The sequence below is a fragment of the Paramicrobacterium chengjingii genome, from assembly GCF_011751765.2.
Taxonomy (GTDB): Bacteria; Actinomycetota; Actinomycetes; order Actinomycetales; family Microbacteriaceae; genus Paramicrobacterium; species Paramicrobacterium chengjingii.
Genome location: NZ_CP061169.1, coordinates 3,509,980 through 3,525,817, shown reverse-complemented (window position 1 = coordinate 3,525,817; position 15,838 = coordinate 3,509,980). Strand labels below are relative to the sequence as shown.

The window sequence follows — 15,838 nt, the reverse complement described above, 5'->3', positions numbered from 1 at the left end:
CTATAGCAACATAGGACATCAGACGTCCTACGAAGGAGGAATCGTGGTTCAGCGACGCACCAGCGCAAACCGTCGACATCGGCGTCGAATTCTCGCGCCAGCAATGATGGGAGTTGCCGCTCTCGCGCTCACGGCGTGTTCTGGAGGTGCGGACCTCAAGGGCAGCGAGGGAACGATGTCTGGCGATGTCGTGTTCTGGTCGAGTTTCACTCAAGGACCCCGTGCGGAGTACATGGAAGAGATGGCCAAGAAATTCGAGAAGGACCATCCTGGCGTCAATATCAAGATCGAGACATTTAGCTGGAACGAGTTCAACACAAAATGGACGACCGGTCTCTCGACGGGAGCTGTGCCAGATGCCAGCACTGCACTTCCGAATCAGGTCGTGCAGATGATCAACGTGGATGCTCTTGCACCCGTTGACGACGTGATCGACGATATCGGTCGCGACAGGTTCTATGAATCCGCTCTGAGTGAGGGCGCAGCGGGCGGCAAAAACTACTCGGTGCCGATATACACGCACGCGCAGGTGATGTGGTACCGCAAAGACCTCCTTGCACAGGCCGGTATCGAGGTGCCGACGACCTGGGACGAACTTCGAAGCGCCGCTGAGAAGCTCTCGACCGATGGTGTCTACGGGCTGTCAGTGCCATTCGGATCAAACGATGTGCTGGCAACGCGCTATCTCAATTTCTACATGCAGTCCGCGGGGGAGAATTTGATCGACGATTCGGGACGCGCGAATCTCACCTCCAAGGCCGCGATCGATGGAATTTCGTACTGGACAGACCTTTATAAGGATGTGTCGCCGAAGGGGAGTAGCAACTACAACGTGCTTGACCAAGCCACACTGTTCTACCAAGGCAAGACCGCGATCGACTTCAACTCTGGATTCCACATCAGCGGGGTGGAGGGCGCTTCGCCCGATTTAGTAGACGATATTGCGGCGGCGCCACTCCCTCGCATGCACGAATCGGATCCGGTTTATGGCGGCGAGACGTCGAATACGCCGATCGTCGTCTGGAAGGCGAGCAGTAAGCGCGCGGCTGCGAAGGAGTTCGTCAAAACGCTTTACAACGATGACGATTACATCCGCTTCCTCCACTCCGTCCCCGGCGGGATGTTGCCTGCACTCAAGGACATCGAGTCCAATGAGGCATACCTCGACGACGAGGTTCTCGAGGAGTTCTCGAGCAGCGTCGACGTTATCGCAGACGCAGTACCGCTTGGTTCTGCAATGGGCATGGAGAACGGACCGCAGGTGCAGGCCGGCCTGTTGACGAACCAGGCGGTAATCGAGGACATGTTCCAGGACATTGCGCTCAACGGTGTTCCCGTCAAAGAGGCGGCGCAACAGGCGGAAGACAAACTCAATCGCCTGTTTGAGACAGCTGGGGTGACATTCGAATGACAATCATGACCGAGAGTCAACGGAGCGCAGGTACGCGACCTCAGGTGAGCATTCGCGCGCGCAAAGATCGCGTGTCTAAGTACCTCTTCATCGCGCCGGCAATTGTCGTCGTGCTCGCCCTTCTCGTGTACCCCGTTGGTTCAAGTGTTTTCCTCGCCTTCACTGACAAGCACCTCCTTAGGCAGACGTTCGAGTTTGTCGGCTTCGACAATTTCGCCTTCGTCCTGAGCAGCCCCGACTTCTGGTCTGCGTTCTCGACATCGATCGGCTGGACAATTGGTTCGATTATCGGGCAGTTGGTCATCGGATTTCTCGCAGCGCTTGCGCTGGAGCGAATTCCTCGGATGACGGGCCTGTTCAGAGTGCTGCTGATCATTCCGTGGGCCTTCCCGCCCATCGTGATCGGGTTCGCATGGAAATGGATTCTGAACGATGTCTACGGATTCTTCCCGAACCTCTTGACCACACTGGGACTGAGCGACGAAAACATCAGCCTCCTCGGAACATCGCACACCGCCTTCTGGGTGGTTCTGGTCATCAATATTTGGTTCGGGACACCGCTCTTCATGGTCAATATCCTTGCTGCACTGAAGACTGTTCCGCGCGACCAGCAAGAGGCTGCTCGCATGGACGGCGCAGGCAGCGTGAAGCGATTCCGTTTCATCACGATTCCGCATGTCAAGAAAGTCGTCGGTCTTCTGCTGGTACTGCGCACAATCTGGGTTTTCAACAACTTCGAGCTTGTGTTTCTCCTCACCGGAGGAGGACCAGCTGGAAGTACCACGACACTGCCAATCTACGCGTATCGCACGGGCTGGGGTCTCTATCAACTGGGATTGGCCTCGACAATCACTGTTCTGCTGCTGGCATTCCTGCTTCTTGTCGGAACGTTTGCCTTCAAGCTGATCAACCGGTGGGAAAGCGAGGATGCACGATGAGCGGGGTCAGCCAGCGGGTTCGTTCACTGACGCTTCCCTATGCATTTCTCGTTGTCATGGCCGTGCTCTCGGCTTTCCCGCTGGTGTGGATAATTATCTCCTCGGTGAAGCCTGCTTCCGAGTTGGCGTCCGATCCACTCTCGTTCTTTCCGAGCGAGGTGACATTCGCGCACTACGGAAAGGTGCTTTTCGAACTCGGTGCATTGAGAAACCTGGGGAACAGCGTGATCATCGCGCTCGCCACGACAGTGCTGACCATCGCTGCGAGTACGACGGGCGCGTACGGAATCGTTCGGTTCTTTCCGCGCGTTGGTCAGAAGCTCACGCAGCTGTTGATCAGCACGTACATGTTTCCGCCAATTCTTCTTGCGGTTCCATATTCGGTGATCATGGTGTCTGTGGGCCTGGCCAACACATACGTCGGACTCGTGCTCGTATATCTCTCGTTCTCAATTCCCTACGCAATCTGGATGCTGACGGCGTTCTATCAGACAGTTCCGCTCGAGATCGAGGAGGCCGCTCAAGTCGACGGCGCCGGAAAGTTCCGCATCTTTCTGACCGTGGCATCGCCGATTGTGTTGCCTGGAATCGTTGCGACGGCAATCTATACGTTTATTAACTCGTTCAACGAATTCCTCTACGCGCTTCTCTTTATCAATTCATCGGACAAGATGCCAATCTCGGTTGCTCTGTATTCGCTGAGCGGTTCTGAAGTACTGGATTGGGGCGCAATGATGGCCGCCTGTGTGGTCATCGTGGTTCCCTCCGTTGTGTTCTTCCTTCTGATCCAGCGGCACATAGCCGCCGGACTTTCCGAAGGTTCAGTCAAATAAATCATGTTGGAAAGGCAGACAATGTCAGAAATACGTTATGGAATCGTCGGCGCTGGCTATTTCGGTCGGGCGCTTGGCACTGCGGTCAACTCATTGCCAGGCGCGCGCGTGACGTCGGTCTTTGACCCGGAAAACGGTGCGAGGCTTGCTGAAGATCTCGCACCAACGAATGTCGAATCCGTTGAGAAGCTCTGTGCGGCTGATGATGTGGATGCTGTGATTGTGGCATCACCGAACTGGACGCACATTGACCCAGTGCTTCTAGCCGCAGAGAACGGCAAAGATGTGTTCTGCGAGAAACCAATCGCGCTGAGCTACTCAGACTGCGCGCGGATGGTGGATAGCGCTCGTGAAGCGGGCGTTCATTTCATGGCAGGTCACGTGATGAACTTCATGAGCGGCGTCAGGCGGTCGAAGAAGCTCATCGCAGACGGCATTATCGGTGACGTGATCTTCTGCCGCGCCATCCGCAACGGGTGGGAAGAACCCCAGAAGGAAGTCACGTGGAAGAAACGTCGTTCTCTGTCGGGCGGTCATCTCTACCATCACATCCATGAGCTCGACTTCGTGCAGTCGATCATGGGCCCAGCAACGCGCGCCACGATGGTCGGCGGCAACGTTGCGCACTCGGGGCCAGAGTTTGGGGATGAAGACGACATGCTCGTCATTTCGCTCGAATTTGGCAACAACACGTATGCAGCCATCGAGTACGGGTCTGCCTTCCGCTGGCCCGAGCACTATGTCTTGATCCAGGGGACTCAGGGTGCGATTCGTATCGATCTCCAACAGACAGGAGTCACCGTGCGAGCGGGCGAGAACTCCGAGAGCTTCCTGCTGCACCGAAACCAGGAAGAGGACGACCAGCGAACGGAGATTTACAACAGCACGTCCATGGACGGTGCGATCATGTACGGTAAGCCATCGCTCACCCCTCCGCTGTGGCTGCGAGGCATCGTCGAGGAAGAGATGGCGTACTTCCATGGGCTGATGCAGGGTAACTCTCCGACAGAAGAGTTTGCGGCGCTCTCTGACGGGTCGGCGGCCACGGCCACGATTGCAACTGCCGATGCCTTGTCTCGGTCGCTCACGGAAGACCGCAAGGTTGACGTCCGAGAGATCGTGTCTGAGCAAGAAGTCGCAGTGCGTTCTTTCTCGCCTACATCCGCCGCAAAGCACTGAATCACTGATCTCACAACTGCAAGGAGAACAACTGTGACCACCACTTTCTCAGGGGTCATTCCGCCTGTCATCACCCCGCTCGCGGATTCCGGAGAGCTTGATCTCGACTCGCTCGAGTCGCTCGTGAAGCACCTCATCGATGGAGGCGTGAACGGGCTGTTCGTGTTGGGTTCGTCGGGCGAAGTGGCATTTCTTACGGATGCCGACAGGCAGCGCGTCGTCGAGACCGCCGTGCGCGTCGCTGCTGGCCGTGTGCCCGTGCTTGCCGGGGTGAACGAGACGTCGACGCCGCGCGTCATCCAGCAAGTGCGCCTCGTCGAGTCAGGGGGAGCTGACGCTATCGTCGCGACAGCGCCGTTCTATGTGCTGCCGAATGCTGACGAGATCGATCAGCATTTTCGGCTTGTCGCGGCATCCACTGATCTGCCTCTTCTTGCATATGATGTGCCGGTTCGGGTGCGGACAAAGCTCGACATCGCGATGCTAGTGCGCCTCGGCACCGAGGGCGTCATCGTCGGCGTCAAAGACTCCAGCGGTGACGACGTGGGTTTTCGTCGACTCGTGCTCGCCAACCGTGCGGCGGGCAGTCCGCTCTCACTGCTCACGGGCCACGAAGTTGTCGCGGACGGTGCGCTTCTCGCCGGAGCGGACGGCGTCGTGCCGGGGCTCGGCAATGTCGACCCGCACGGGTATGCGCAGCTCGTCGCTGCAGCTCAACGCGGTGACTGGGCCGAGGCGAAGCGTATGCAAGATCGTCTAACCGAGCTCTTCGAAATCGTGTTTCAGGCCAGCGGGGTGAGCGGCGAAGCTGGCGGCGTCGGAGCGTTCAAAGAGGCCCTAACCCACCAGGGAGTTATCGCATCGGGCCGCATGTCACCGCCGATCCCGCGTCTTGAAGCCGACGTGGTGTCTCGTATCACGGCGATTGTGGATGCGTCGCAGAGCGACGATTCCAGCATCGACGCTGTGCGGATCAATGACGGTGTGTGATGACCACCATCGAGCGGTTGCGTGGCGGGCTCATCGTCTCGTGTCAGGCTTACCCTGGCGAGCCGATGCGCCACTCCGAGACGATGGCGCAGATCGCCGCGTCCGCAGCCGGAGGCGGTGCCACGGGCATTCGTGCGCAGGGCATCGATGACATTCGGCTGGTGCGCGAGCGAACCGGGCTGCAGCTTCCACTGATCGGACTCTGGAAAGACGGATCGGACGACGTCTTCATCACTCCGACACTGAGGCACGCGATCGCAGTGGCTGAGGCGGGTGCCGACATTGTGGCGCTTGACGGCACTCGACGAGAGCGGCCCGACGGACTGAGTCTCGCTGAGACGATCGCGCGGCTGCGCGATGCTGCGAATGCCCTGGTGATGGCCGACTGCGGCTCGGTTGACGACGGCCTCGCTGCGGCGGATGCGGGTGCCGACGTGGTCGGAACGACGTTGTGTGGGTACACCGGTGAGAGGCCCAGAAGGCACGGTCCCGACCTCGAAGTGCTTGCCGAGTTGAGTTCTCGGCTTGAGGTGCCGGTCATCGCTGAGGGGCGCATCCATTCATTTCAGGATGCTGTCGCGTGCTGCGACGCGGGTGCGTTCGCCGTGTGTGTCGGCACAGCGATCACGCATCCCGCGTCGATCACGCGCTGGTTTGCCGAGGCACTTTCTGAGGTGAACCGCTGACCTGCCGACGTCGCGACGTGCAGCAGCATCCACGGGCTTGTTCAGTGGATCAGAGCACACCCGTCATGTTGCGCACGAACTCGGTGAGGGATGCCGCGTTATCGAGGTACTCGTCGGGCACCGAGCACCACTTATCGATCGTGACGCGTTTGCCGCTGGGGCGGGTGTAGGTGAACGTGTGGCCGCCCTGCGCCATCATCGTGTCTAGGGCGAACGGCTCAACCTTGAGATAGAGCACATCGTCGATGACAACGCCGAGAAACTCGCCGTGCAGTCGCAGACCCCAGCCGCCGAACATGCGCGTGATGGTGATGTCGCCCAACTCGGCGAGCTGATCGCGGTAGAACTCGGCAATGCGGCGGTCTGGTGCCATGCGTCGACTCTAGTGTCAGACACCGACGCCGCCACCTCGCGCACAAACTCGCGGCATAGGCTGGAAGCATGCCCCTTCGCCTCGCCCTCGTCAGCCTGCACACGTCGCCCAACGACGATCCGGGCACAGGCGACGTCGGCGGCATGAACGTCGCGGTGCGCCATACCGCCCTCGCACTCGCGGCGTTGGGCCACAACGTCGATGTGCTCACACGTCGCTCATCGCCAGCCACCCCGGATGCCGTCGAGATCGCGCCGCGCGTGACACTTCGCCAACTGCACGCCGGCCCGGAGGAGCGCCGCGTCAAGGGCGACCACGAGGAGTACATCGCCGAGTTCGGCGACGCCATGCGCCACCTTGGCCCTTACGACGTCATCCACTCGCACCACTGGTTCAGCGGTATGGCCGCCCTCGAGCTCGCGCAGCACCACGGCATCCCTCACGTTCAGAGCTTCCACTCGATCGCCGCAGCCCACGCCACCCCGCTGTCGGAGGGGGAGCGGCCTGAATCTCCGGGGCGCCTTGCCGGCGAAGAGCTCCTCGCTCAGCAGTCCGATGCCATCATCACCGTGAGCGACGCCGAGCGCGAGACCGTCGTGTCACGCCTTGGCGCCGACCCCGCGCGCGTTGCCACTGTCTGCCCCGGCGTCGACGCTGCGCAGTTCAGCCCGAACAAATCACCGGATGCCGCGACAGGCGACGCCGGCTACCTGCTCGCCGCCGCGCGGCTTGAACCGCTCAAGGGCCTCGACCTCGCGATCGAGACGCTCGCAGAGCTGCCGAAGTCGGGCCGCCCCGATCTCATCGTTTCTGGCGGGGCGACGACGGGATTCGACGACTACCCCGCCGAGCTGCGTGCGCTTGCCGAGCGGCTCGGCGTTGGTGATCGCGTGCACTTCATCGGGCCGCAGTCGCGCGAGGCGCTCGCCGATCTGCTGCGGGGCGCGCGCATCGCCCTCGTGCCATCGCACTCCGAGACGTTCGGACTCATCGCTCTCGAGGCTCAGTCGTGCGCGACACCCGTTGTCGCATCGGATGCCGGAGGTCTGCGTGAGGCCGTCGTCGACGGTCAGACGGGCATTCTCGTGCCTGTGCGGGAACCCAGCGCGTGGGCGGGAACCATCTCCGCACTTCTGCGCGACTCGGAGCGCTGCGCCCAGCTCGGGGCAGCGGGACGCGAGCGGGCTCTCGGCTTCACATGGGAGCGCACGGCGCAGGGCACCGTCGACGTGTATGAACGGCTTCTGGGACGGCCGGCATGATGGCGGCGCAGGGCGGCGCAGCAACCGGTGCCAACGAGGTTGACGGCACGCGGACTCGGCGCGGTAGCGTGCTTGACGGCGTCACCCATGTGCTGTTCGTGCACGCGCATCCCGACGACGAGACTCTCGCGACGGGCGCTCTGCTGTCTGAGCTCGTCGACACAGGCATGGCGGTCACCCTCGTCACCTGCACGCGCGGCGAGCGCGGCGAAGTCGTGGCCGGCCCGCACGCACATCTCGAGGGCACCCCGGAGTTCGCCGCGCACCGTGAAGGCGAACTCGCCGGTGCGCTCGCTGAACTCGGCGTCTCCCGACATGTCTGGCTCGGCACTCCGCCCGCCCGCGCCGCGCACCTCGATCCGCGGCGCTACGAGGACTCCGGCATGCGCTGGATTCGCGAGGGCCTGGCCGGCCCGTCAGACGATGCGTCGCTCGCGGCATTCACCTCCGCAGGCGTCGACGAAGAGGTGGCCGATCTGCTCGCGCTGATCGATGCGGATGCCGCGCTTGGCACTGCCACTTCGCGACCCGGCTTCATCGTCAGCTACAACGAGATCGGCGGCTACGGGCATCCCGACCACGTGCGCGCACGAGAGGTAGCCCAGACGGCGGCGCGGGCGCGCGGCATCCGGATTGCCGAGATCTTTCACGAGAATCCGGATGCTGCAGGGCAGCCTGGCGGAAGCCGCGACGACGCGGCTTCGTCGTCGACGTGGTTCGAGCTGGGGCATCGGCTCGACCAGGTGAAGCGTGCACTTGCTCACCACGCCTCGCAGGTGACCGTCGACGGAGACGACGTTGTGCACTCCGGCGGGCAGCGCACCCCGATCGCGACGTCGGTGGGCCTGCGTGTCACGCGTTGAGGCGCTAGTGGTTCACCACACATAGTCGGGGACCAACTTTTGCTTTGGAGACCATGACGCCATAGCAAGAGTTGGTACGCAATCGGATGGGTAGAGCTAGCCCTACCTCGAAGCGGGGTGCACGGCGTAGTGAGTTGACGATGCGGCTTTGGTGAGCTTGTCACGTTCGATTTTCGACGCGTGAAAGGACCACCGTGACTGCCTCTCAGCCCACTGCTTCCCCTCAACGACATGCACAGCCGCCGGTTCGCTCCGGCAACATCAGAGCGTTTGTCGGCCGGCATCCGTTGCTCGGCTTCTTCGTGCTCGCCAACGTGCTCAGCTGGGCAGCCTGGACGCCGTACATTCTGTCGAACAACGGGCTCGGAGTCTGGGACTACTCGTTTCCCGAGTGGCTCGGCACCGCCCAGTTCTCGGGTGTGCTCCCCGGTGCCTACCTCGGGCCGATCGCGTCGGCGCTGCTCATCACCGCGCTCGCCGACGGCCGCTCCGGCCTGCGCGCCTGGGCAAAGCGCCTCTGGAAGTGGCGCGTGAGCGTCCGTTGGTACATCATCACGATCGTCGGTGTTCCGGCCGCGATCATCGCGTCGGCGCTCGTATTCTCCGGTGGTCAGATCCAGGCGCCGTCTCTTCTCGTGCTCGCAGCGCTCGTGCCAGGACTCATTCTTCAGATGGTGACGACCGGCCTCGCCGAGGAGCCGGGCTGGCGCGACTTTGCCCTGCCCCGTCTGCAGGCGCGGTTCAGCCCGATGAAGGCGTCGTTCATTCTCGGGCCGCTATGGGCGCTGTGGCACATGCCGCTGTTTCTCAGCGACTGGGGCGGCTGGCCGGATGCAGCCTGGTGGCGGCCGCTCGAGTTCGCGGCATTTTGCATCACGTTCAATATCGTCATGACGTGGGTGTTCAACCGAACAGGACAGAGCCTCCCGCTGTCAATGCTCATGCACGTGAGCGTCAACAACTTCGTCTCGATCGCGTGGAGCGACATGTTCCCCATGCTCGATGTCTCGCTCGCGCAGACCTCACTGCTATTCGGTTCCACGATCGCGGCCATAGCAATCGTGGCGGCGACGCGTGGCCGACTCGGGTACGTGGTTCCGCGCGCGTCGGCCACTGCAGCATCCGGAGCTCTGCGAGGTTGACTTCGCGGTGAGTACGCCGTGCTGCACAATCGCATCGGGGCTACAGAAGTTTCTGTAGCCCCGATGCGATTGTGTAGCTCAGATTGGTGCGGGTCAAGCTGATCGAGCCGTCAGTGGAATGCGGCCTCCTGCCAGCACCATCTCCACCTGACGGTCGGAGAGCCGGTGGTGCAGCGGCACCTCACGCCCACCGATCGTCGCCGTGACGCTGGTTCCGCCGGTGATCGCGTCGTGCAGGCCGTCGAGCACAACATCGTCGCCCTGCGAGACGGCGTCGTAGTCGGCCGGGTCGTCGAATTCGAGGGCGAGGATGCCGAAGTTCGCGAGGTTCTGCCAGTGGATGCGTGCAAACGACTTCGTGATCACGGCCCGCAGTCCCAAGTAGCGCGGCGCGATCACCGCGTGCTCTCGCGAGGAGCCCTGCCCGTAGTTCTCGCCCGCGACAACGACGTGGCCCGCCGCGGCATCCCGTGCCCTGTCTGGGTAGCTCTCGTCGATGCGCGTGAAGCTGAACTCCGCAATCTTCGGAATGTTGCTGCGGAACGGCAGCACCCGCGACCCCGCCGGCATGATCTCGTCCGTGGACACGTTGTCGCGCATTTTCAGCAGAACGGGAACGGCAAGGTGATCGTCGAGCGGCTCGAACTCGGGGAGCGACGAGATGTTGGGCCCCTTCACGAGCTCGACCTGTGCAGCTTCCTCTTGTGGAAGCGGCGCGAGCAGCATGTCGTTCAGCGAGCTGTACATGGCGGGCATCGTCGGTTTGGGGTACCGGATGCCGTGAGTCTGCGTGAGCGTTCGTGGATCGGTGATGCGCCCCGTGAGTGCCGCCGCCGCTGCCGTCTCAGGTGAGCATAGCCACACGGCATCCTCTTCTGTTCCCGACCTGCCGGGGAAGTTGCGTGGCATGGTGCGCAGCGAGTTGCGGCCAGATGCCGGTGCTTGGCCCATGCCAATGCACCCCATGCAGCCGGACTGGTGGATGCGGGCGCCCGACGTCACGAGGGAGGTGAGCCAGCCGCCTGAGATGAGGTCGGCGAGCACTTCGCGTGACGTGGGGTTGATGTCGACGGACACCTGCTGACTCGTCTGGTTGCCGTCGAGAATCTCGGCGACAACGGCGAAGTCGCGCAGTCCGGGGTTCGCCGACGATCCGACGACGACCTGAAACACGTCTTCGTTCTCGACTTCGGCGACCCGCACGACGTTTCCCGGCGATGATGGCTTCGCGATGAGCGGCTCGAGGCTCGACAGGTCGATGTGCTCGGTGACGTCGTACTCGGCACCGTCGTCTGCGAGGATCTCTGTGTAGTCGTCGCCGCGCCCAACGGCAGTGAGATAGTCGCGCACTGCGCCGTCGGCAGGGAATACGCTCGTCGTCGCCCCGAGCTCAGCGCCCATGTTGGCGATCACGTGGCGGTCCATGGCGGTGAGGCCGGCAAGCCCCGCACCGTGGTACTCGATGATGCGCCCGACGCCGCCCTTCACACCGTGGCGTCGCAGCATCTCGAGCACGACGTCTTTCGCCGACACCCAGTCCGGCAGCTCGCCCGTGAGCTCGACGCCCCAGACTTCAGGCATCGCAACGTAGAGCGGCTGCCCCGCCATGGCCATCGCGATCTCGAGACCGCCGACGCCAATGGCGAGCATGCCGAGAGCCCCAGCGGCGCACGTGTGCGAGTCAGACCCGATCATGGTCACGCCGGGGCGCCCGAAGTGCGCCTGGTGCACCGGGTGCGACACTCCGTTGCCCGCCTTGGAGAACCAGAGCCCGAATCGCTGCGCCGCTGATTGCAGAAAGAGATGATCGTCGGGGTTCTTCTCGTCCGTCTGCAACAGGTTGTGGTCAACGTACTGCACAGACAACTCGGTCTTGATGCGGTCGAGTCCCATGGCCTCGAGTTCGAGCATCACCATAGTTCCGGTGGCGTCCTGGGTCAGCGTCTGATCGACTTTCAGTCCGACCTCGCTGCCCGGCGTCATTTCGCCTTCGACGAGGTGGCTCGCGATAAGCTTCTGTGCGACGTTTTGAGACATAGCCCTGCCCTTCCGACGGGTGCGATCCCGCGCCGGCCCGGAGCGGGACCTCGTGGCCAGCCTAGGCCGGAAGTATCAAAAAGGTAAGGGCGGATGCCGGTCGGCGGGCCCCCGCGACGGCATCCGAGTGTCCCTCGAACGCGGCCTACTTGTACGCCGTGAAATAGCAGGAGTCTGCGGCGACGAGCCTCACGCGTACGAGGCCGGGGGCGAATGGCGGCTCGAGAAGGTCCGTCGAGTGGCCGATGTCGAGCTTGTGCCGGTCGATCAGCAGCAGGCCGATGTCGCGTGTGACGCGTATCGCGACTGTGGAAGGGAGTCTGGGCACCCGGCGACGCTTGCCTTTGCGGGGGCGTCGTCGTATCCTTTAATCAACGTAGTAGTTGATAAAGAAATAGGTTGAATATGACGGACGCGGACGACGAGACTCTCGACGCCGCCTTTCTTGCCTTGGCGCACCCGATTCGACGGAGCATCATCGCTCGACTGAGCAGGGGGCCCGCGACGGTGAACGAACTAGCGGAGCCGTTTGAGATGTCGAAGCAGGCCGTATCCCGTCACATCCAGATGCTTGAGGCCGCGCGTCTTGTCACGCGATCGCGTGATGCGCAACGACGGCCCGTGGCGCTGGATGCCGCACAACTCGAGAAGCTCACCGCCTGGATTGATGGCTACCGGCTGATCCACGAGCAGCAGTTTCGGCAACTTGACGAGCTTCTCGCTCAGAACAATATTGAAAAGGATGCAGAGCAATGACGAATGCAGTGACAATCACAGCGCCTGAAGGTCTCCCCTTCGTAGATATCGAGCGCGAGTTCGATGCAGCTCCAGCCGCCGTATTTCGAGCGCACGCTGATCCCGAGCTCGTTTCCCAGTGGATGGGGCCGCACGGGTATGAGATGACGCTTCCCGAATGGGACTTCACATCGCATGGCAGCTATCGCTTTATCCATCGCGACACCGAGGGCAACGAGTATTGCTTCAACGGAACGTTCCATACGGTTCGCGAGAACGAGATGGTGATTCAGACCTTCGAGTTCGAGGGGGCACCGGATGCTGTCAGTATCGAGAAACTGACACTCACTGATCTCGGCAATGGACGCACCAAGCTGAGCTCGAGGGCGACGTACCCGAGCGTTGAGGTGCGCGACGCCATGGTCGAGAGTGGCATGGAGTACGGAATCACAGAGGGTTACGAGTCACTCGACGAGATTCTCGCCGGATGGAAGAATTAGGGAGACCGCGATGAAGATGAAGCTTGAACTCGTGCCGATTCCGGTGACTGACGTTGATCGTGCAAAGCGATTCTATGTCGACGCACTTGGCTTCAATGATGATGTCGATGTGACTCCCGCGCCCGGTGTAAGGGTCGTGCAGGTGACGCCGCGCGACTCTGCGTGCTCGATCGGATTTGGCACTGGGCTCGCTGCATACGATGACAGGGAACCAGGGTCGGTGAAGGCTCTGCATCTTGTCGTTGCCGACATCGAGGCGGCGCGCAGTGAACTCATTGAGCGCGGGGTTCAGGTGGGAGCAGTGGATGACCACGGCGGGGGCGTCAAGTCTGCGGCATTCGCCGATCCCGATGGCAATACTCTCCTGCTGCAGGAAATGGCGTGGCGCACAGGCGACGCGTTCTGAGCTGCTGATGGCTGGGCGCGATCTGAGCCTCCGGTTAGCGCGACGACGCTCGTACGTACCAGCCGAATCCGGATTGTGGGCGCACTCCGGGTAGCGCTTCGAGTGGTTGAACTCGTGCGTGTGGGTTTCCCGGGGGGCGTCGCGTACTTCAGGTGCGCGGTGGAGTTCTTCACCCCCGTGACCTTCTCAAACAATGCTGTCGCAGACCAGGACCCGTGACGGGCAGCCACACCATCAAACCCCGCACCCATGCCCGACCGCCCGGCAATATCACCGACATTGCCGACTTGGCGGTCAAGGAATCGGGTCGCCGTTGCGAGCAACTCCATGTAGTGCAGCAGACCCTCCCCTGTGAGAGTCTGCGCGTCAACGTCAGAAAGATCCGTCAGCGCATCAAGCAACCGCTCAGCCGCAGCGCTCGCGACAGCATCCGGACCCCCCCACAGGCTCGAAATCGGAGACTGACGCTGTGTTTCGCATGACCACAGGTTGCCAGCACCCACCGACTCAAACCCCCGATCAAACCGCCATTGTGGATAACCCGCAAAACCTTCTGCCTGTGGACGACTAAGCAGAATCGAAGACATGAACGTGACTCGCAGGCTCGTCATCCAGGTGACTCAGCGCTTTCGCGGGTCGCCCGGTCAACCGTCGGCGCACTCCACGATCAGCTGAGTGAACGGTGTGCGCAAACGCTTGAGCGACGGCCTGCGGGTGGCCGTGTGCTTCAGTTCCACGACGTTACTCGCTCGATTTTCATAGCTCGGCGATGGGAGTACAATGGCAAGCTCGTCGTCATGAACGACACCGCCACTTTTCGTGTGGCGCACCGCGGCATCTGCCCGCATTTCCTTCGCGCGCACAGGCCGGAGACGATCATGTCGACGCGACAACGAACACCCTAGAGGAGCTGCATGGCCGAAGAGAGCACGCCGAAACCTGTCAATCGCAATGTCGTTCTCGCCGTCCTTCTCTCGGGGGCGTTTGTTGCGATTCTGAACCAGACGCTGCTCGCTACCGCTCTCCCCGTCTTCATGAAGGACCTTGACGTCACGGCAAACACCGTGCAGTGGCTGACGACAATCTTCATGCTCGTCAACGGCATCATGATTCCGATCACCGCGTTTTTGATTCAGCGGTTCACAACACGGGGGCTCTTTCTGACCGCGATGGGGCTGTTCACGATCGGCACCCTCGTGTGCGCGATCGCCGTGAACTTCCCCGTTCTGCTAGCCGGGCGTGTTGTGCAGGCTGCCGGCGCTGGCATCATCATGCCACTCATGCAGACAATCCTGTTTGCGATCTTTCCCCGCGAAAAGCGCGGCACCGCCATGGGCACATTTGGCCTCGTCATCTCGTTCGCCCCAGCGATCGGGCCGAGCCTCTCCGGCTGGATCATCGACCACTTTCCCTGGCAGTCTCTCTTCATCATGATGCTGCCGATCGCCGTCATCGACATCATTGTCGCCTTCTTCATTCTCAAGAACGTCACCGAGCGCACGTTCCCGAAGCTCGATGTGCTCTCGATCATCCTGTCCACCGTGGGCTTCGGCGGTCTGCTGTTCGGCTTCAGCGCGGCAGGGTCGGCCGGCTGGGCAAGCCCGCGCGTCATCATCACACTCGCGGTCGGTGTGATCTCGCTCGTGGTCTTCATCCTGCGCCAGCTCAAGCTCGAGCAGCCGATTCTCGAGTTCCGCGTGTTCAAATACCCGATGTTCACGCTCAACACGGCGATCGGAATGGCCGTGTTCATGGTGATGATCGGTGGGGCGACGATTCTCCCCCTTTACATGCAGAACATGCTCGGGTTTACAGCTCTCGAATCCGGAGTCGCGTTGCTGCCCGGCGCCCTGGTTATGGGCATTGCGTCGCCGTTCACCGGGCGTATCTTCGACTTATTCGGCGCGCGCTGGCTGGCGGTGATCGGCCTGACGATCGTGACAGTTACCACCGTGATGTTCGGCTTCCTGACGACGGATACCACGTTTGCCTACATCGCCATCGTGAATGCGGTTCGGATGCTGGGAACGGCGATGGTCATGATGCCGGTGACGACCGCGGCGCTCAACGAACTCACGCCGCTGCTGATTCCGCACGGTACGGCAATGAACAATACGATGCGGCAGATCTCCGGATCCATCGGCACGGCCGTGCTGATCACCATCATGACCAGCACGGCGCTCGACCCGAAGGAGTTCGGCGTTGAGGGGCTGATTCACGGGGTGAACGTGTCGTTCATTGTTGCGGGCTGCCTCGGCGTCGCGTCGATCATCATGGCCCCGTTCATCAAGGACTACAAGCGCAAGACGCTGCCGGGCACAGTCTAGGGGCGCCTCCTCGGGCCCACGTGATTGGTATGTCAAAGATGGCGCTTACTCGACGCGGGTGAGCGCCATCTTTGACCGATGAACGTGGCGCGCCAGAGCGCACCCCCATGGACTCACTCCAATGCGGTATGTTACCGTTCACATTGTGGTACACGA

16 protein-coding genes are annotated in these 15,838 nt (G+C 61.7%); 13 read left to right on the top strand and 3 right to left on the bottom strand.

Going from position 1 to position 15,838, the window contains the following annotated elements; genetic code table 11:
* Positions 1 to 43: 43 nt before the first annotated feature.
* The 6 genes from HCR76_RS16990 to HCR76_RS16965 are packed head-to-tail and all read left to right on the top strand — an operon-like array spanning position 44 to position 6,037.
* Positions 44 to 1,411: an ABC transporter substrate-binding protein gene (locus HCR76_RS16990; RefSeq protein ID WP_235934532.1), complete on the top strand. Its 1,368-nt coding sequence runs from the start codon at positions 44 to 46 to the stop codon at positions 1,409 to 1,411.
* Positions 1,412 to 1,416: 5 nt separating this feature from the next.
* On the top strand, positions 1,417 to 2,349 hold the full coding sequence (locus tag HCR76_RS16985) for a carbohydrate ABC transporter permease (RefSeq protein WP_166986445.1): 933 nt from the start codon (positions 1,417 to 1,419) through the stop codon (positions 2,347 to 2,349).
* Complete coding sequence (locus HCR76_RS16980; RefSeq protein WP_166986448.1) at positions 2,346 to 3,182, top strand: carbohydrate ABC transporter permease; 837 nt, start codon at positions 2,346 to 2,348, stop codon at positions 3,180 to 3,182. The genes HCR76_RS16985 and HCR76_RS16980 overlap by 4 nt, the downstream gene beginning before the upstream one ends.
* A gap of 21 nt (positions 3,183 to 3,203) precedes the next feature.
* Entirely contained in the window at positions 3,204 to 4,361 is a 1,158-nt protein-coding gene (locus tag HCR76_RS16975; protein ID WP_166986451.1) for a Gfo/Idh/MocA family protein, read from the top strand.
* 33 nt (positions 4,362 to 4,394) lie between these two features.
* The gene (locus HCR76_RS16970; protein WP_166986453.1) at positions 4,395 to 5,351 is read left to right on the top strand and encodes a dihydrodipicolinate synthase family protein; all 957 of its coding nucleotides are present in this window, start codon (positions 4,395 to 4,397) and stop codon (positions 5,349 to 5,351) included.
* Positions 5,351 to 6,037 (top strand): N-acetylmannosamine-6-phosphate 2-epimerase, encoded by a 687-nt coding sequence (locus tag HCR76_RS16965; protein WP_166986456.1) that lies wholly within the window; start codon positions 5,351 to 5,353, stop codon positions 6,035 to 6,037. The genes HCR76_RS16970 and HCR76_RS16965 overlap by 1 nt, the downstream gene beginning before the upstream one ends.
* Before the next feature lie 49 nt (positions 6,038 to 6,086).
* Here HCR76_RS16965 and HCR76_RS16960 read toward each other — a convergent pair whose 3' ends face one another.
* Positions 6,087 to 6,410: a TfoX/Sxy family protein gene (locus HCR76_RS16960; RefSeq protein ID WP_166986459.1), complete on the bottom strand. Its 324-nt coding sequence runs from the start codon at positions 6,408 to 6,410 to the stop codon at positions 6,087 to 6,089.
* A gap of 68 nt (positions 6,411 to 6,478) precedes the next feature.
* Here HCR76_RS16960 and HCR76_RS16955 point away from each other — a divergent pair, with 68 nt between their 5' ends.
* From HCR76_RS16955 to HCR76_RS16945, 3 genes are all read left to right on the top strand, one after another.
* Positions 6,479 to 7,672 (top strand): glycosyltransferase, encoded by a 1,194-nt coding sequence (locus HCR76_RS16955; RefSeq protein ID WP_166986462.1) that lies wholly within the window; start codon positions 6,479 to 6,481, stop codon positions 7,670 to 7,672.
* Complete coding sequence (locus HCR76_RS16950) at positions 7,669 to 8,535, top strand: PIG-L family deacetylase (RefSeq protein ID WP_244971433.1); 867 nt, start codon at positions 7,669 to 7,671, stop codon at positions 8,533 to 8,535. The genes HCR76_RS16955 and HCR76_RS16950 overlap by 4 nt, the downstream gene beginning before the upstream one ends.
* A gap of 194 nt (positions 8,536 to 8,729) precedes the next feature.
* Positions 8,730 to 9,677: a CPBP family intramembrane glutamic endopeptidase gene (locus HCR76_RS16945; protein ID WP_198248098.1), complete on the top strand. Its 948-nt coding sequence runs from the start codon at positions 8,730 to 8,732 to the stop codon at positions 9,675 to 9,677.
* 93 nt (positions 9,678 to 9,770) lie between these two features.
* On the opposite strand, the gene HCR76_RS16940 is transcribed toward HCR76_RS16945, so the two are convergent.
* Both HCR76_RS16940 and HCR76_RS16935 read right to left on the bottom strand, forming a co-directional pair.
* On the bottom strand, positions 9,771 to 11,714 hold the full coding sequence (locus tag HCR76_RS16940; protein ID WP_166986465.1) for an aconitate hydratase: 1,944 nt from the start codon (positions 11,712 to 11,714) through the stop codon (positions 9,771 to 9,773).
* A 145-nt stretch (positions 11,715 to 11,859) separates the two neighbouring features.
* A complete protein-coding gene (locus HCR76_RS16935) occupies positions 11,860 to 12,042 on the bottom strand; it encodes a hypothetical protein (protein ID WP_166986468.1) in 183 nt (60 codons plus the stop codon).
* Positions 12,043 to 12,119: 77 nt separating this feature from the next.
* Between HCR76_RS16935 and HCR76_RS16930 the strand changes: the two genes are divergently transcribed.
* The 4 genes from HCR76_RS16930 (at position 12,120) to HCR76_RS16915 (ending at position 15,682) form a co-directional block, all read left to right on the top strand.
* Positions 12,120 to 12,470, top strand: coding sequence for an ArsR/SmtB family transcription factor (locus tag HCR76_RS16930; protein ID WP_166986471.1), 351 nt, complete (start codon positions 12,120 to 12,122; stop codon positions 12,468 to 12,470).
* The gene (locus HCR76_RS16925; protein ID WP_166986474.1) at positions 12,467 to 12,949 is read left to right on the top strand and encodes an SRPBCC family protein; all 483 of its coding nucleotides are present in this window, start codon (positions 12,467 to 12,469) and stop codon (positions 12,947 to 12,949) included. Before HCR76_RS16930 ends, HCR76_RS16925 begins: the two co-directional genes overlap by 4 nt.
* Before the next feature lie 10 nt (positions 12,950 to 12,959).
* Positions 12,960 to 13,355: a VOC family protein gene (locus HCR76_RS16920; RefSeq protein WP_166986477.1), complete on the top strand. Its 396-nt coding sequence runs from the start codon at positions 12,960 to 12,962 to the stop codon at positions 13,353 to 13,355.
* A 914-nt stretch (positions 13,356 to 14,269) separates the two neighbouring features.
* Positions 14,270 to 15,682 carry a DHA2 family efflux MFS transporter permease subunit gene (locus tag HCR76_RS16915; protein WP_166986479.1) on the top strand — a complete coding sequence of 471 codons (1,413 nt, stop codon included), beginning with the start codon at positions 14,270 to 14,272 and terminating at the stop codon, positions 15,680 to 15,682.
* Positions 15,683 to 15,838: the final 156 nt, after the last annotated feature.